Source organism: Streptomyces sp. NPDC058964 (genome assembly GCF_042741275.1).
Classification (GTDB): domain Bacteria; phylum Actinomycetota; class Actinomycetes; order Streptomycetales; family Streptomycetaceae; genus Streptomyces.
Genome location: NZ_JBHYKH010000283.1, coordinates 9,207 through 11,524, shown reverse-complemented (window position 1 = coordinate 11,524; position 2,318 = coordinate 9,207). Strand labels below are relative to the sequence as shown.

At 73.0% G+C, this 2,318-nt stretch carries 1 protein-coding gene; it reads right to left on the bottom strand.

The features are described 5' to 3' along the window. Positions 1 to 139 precede the first annotated feature (139 nt). Positions 140 to 2,173, bottom strand: a complete 2,034-nt coding sequence (locus ACFW2E_RS29025) for a SpoIIE family protein phosphatase (RefSeq protein WP_384470026.1) — start codon at positions 2,171 to 2,173, stop codon at positions 140 to 142. Positions 2,174 to 2,318: the final 145 nt, after the last annotated feature.

Genomic DNA, 2,318 nt, shown 5'->3' with positions numbered 1-2,318 from the left:
TCCGGTGCTGGCGGGGTTGGCCCCCGGGGGCCCCCCCCCCACGACACCCACCCGGAAACCCACCGCCATACGCGTCGAGCCCTGCGACAGCGGACCCGTCCTCACTGCCGACGCTGCGTGCTCCCGGTCGTAGACCCGATCACCCCGTACCGTGCCCACCGCGATACCCCGCCCCCGACCCCGAGACCTGCAAGTCCGGAAGGGCCAGCTCGGCCCAGATCGTCTTCCCGGACGCGGTGTAGCGCGTGCCCCACCTCCGGGACAGCTGGGCGACGAGGAACAGTCCGCGGCCGCCCTCGTCGTCCTTGCGTGCCCGTCGCAGGTGTGGTGCGGTGTGCGCGCCGTCGGAGACCTCGCACAGCAGGCAGCGGTCCTGGATCAGCCTCAGCATGACCGGCCCCGCCGCGTACCGGATGGCGTTGGTGACCAGTTCGCTCACCACGAGCTCGGCGGTGAACGCCAGTTCGGACAGCCCCCAGGTCTCCAGCTGCCGCTCCGTGAGCGTCCGGGCCTGGGCCACCATGGCCGGCTCGGCCGGCAGCTCCGCGTCCGTCACCTGTCCGGCGTCCAGCCGCCGGGTGCGGACGAGCAGCAGCGCGGCGTCGTCCGCCTGAGGACCCGGCGGCAGGACCGTCAGCGCCCGGTCGCACAACTCTTCCAGCGGGAACCGCTGCCAGGTGAGCACCTGGGCCAGGCGGTTGATCCCGGTGTCGATGTCCTGACTGCGGCCCTCGACGACACCGTCGGTGAACAGGGCCACCACACTGCCGGTGGGCAGGTCCAGCTCCACGTTCTCGTACGGCATGCCGGTGCCCAGCCCCAGAGGCGGTCCCGGGGCCAGGGACGGCAGGGCGACCGAGCCGCCCGCGTCGGCCACGATCGGCGGGGGATGGCCCGCGCTGGCCCAGACGCACCGGCCGCTGACCGGGTCGTAGATCGCGTACAGACAGGTCACCCCCAGCGCCTCGCCGTTCAGCCCGTCGTCCGCCTCCGGCTCCGTTCCCTGTCCGACCAGGTCGTCCAGTCGCGTGAGCAGCTCGGCGGGGTCCAGGTCCAGCTGGGCCAGGGTCCTTACGGTGGCACGCAGCTGGCCCATCGTCGCGGCCGCCTGCACACCGTGCCCCACCACGTCACCGACTATCAGGCCCACCCTGGCCCCGGACAGCGGGATCACGTCGAACCAGTCGCCGCCCACGCCCACGCGGCTGTCGGCGGGCAGGTAGCGGTACGCCACGTCGACCGCGCTCTGCGGCGGCAGGTGCTGTGGCAGCAGGCTGCGCTGCAGCACCAGGGCCGTCGCGTGCTCGCGCGTGTACCGGCGGGCGTTGTCGATACCGACGGCGGCCCGCTCGGCCAGCTCCTCGGCGAGCGTCTGCTCCTCGGGGCCGAAGGGATCGGGGTTGCGGCTGCGCCGGAAGGTGGCAAGGCCCAGGACGGCGTCGCGGACCCGCAGCGGGACGAACAGGCACGAGTGCGAGGCGGACCCCGCGTCGTCCGGCGCCTTGCACGCGGCGGCATCGACGACGGGGCGCCCGGTGGCCAGGCTCGTGGCCTGAGGTGACGAGGGCGGGTAGGAGACGGGGCTGGTACGGAACTCTTCGGGACTGCGGCCGTGCATCCGCAGCAGGCTGTGTCCCGGCGCCGAGCCCGTCGGCGGCTGCCGTCCCTCGATGACCGCCTGCGGCAGGTCCACCTGCACCTCGTCGGCCAGCTGCGGTACCGCCACGTCGGTCAGCTCCGCGGCCGTACGGCGCACATCCAGTGAGGCACCGATGTGCTGCCCCGCCCGCACCAGGAGCGACAGTCGTTCCTGCGCCCGGTAGCGGTCGGTGATGTCCACGGACTCCTCGAACAGTCCGAGCGGTTCGCCCCGGGCGTCCACCAGCCGGTAGTAGGAGCAGGACCAGACGTGCTCGCGTTCCGGGTCCATGGGGGCGCGACCGCGGTAGTGCATGCCGATGACCGCTTCGCCGGTCGTCAGCACGTGCCGCATCAGCTGGTCCTCGGTCGGCGGGTGGTGCCAGGAGATGATCTCTCCCTCCGGAAAGAGGTCAGCCGCCGGCCGGCCGGTGTACTGCGCGACCCCTCCGAGCTCGAGATCGGTGGAGACGTTCCCCCAGACGACGCGCATGTCAGTGTCGAAGATCGTCAGGCCCAGGGGAGACTCGGTCATCAGGCCCTGGAGCATCGCCAGCTGCGCCTCCCAGCCGCGAAGCGCCGCCAGGTCGGGCGCCCCCCCACCCGGGGGGGCCCCGCCCCGGGGGGCCGAAGCGCCGACACTAACACCAGCGTGGGACGGGCCCCCACACCCGGGGAGG

Bases quoted from the DNA above. Each gene is read 5' to 3' on its own strand.
- ACFW2E_RS29025 (WP_384470026.1), bottom strand. From the start codon at position 2,173: ATGACCGAGTCTCCCCTGGGCCTGACGATCTTCGACACTGACATGCGC.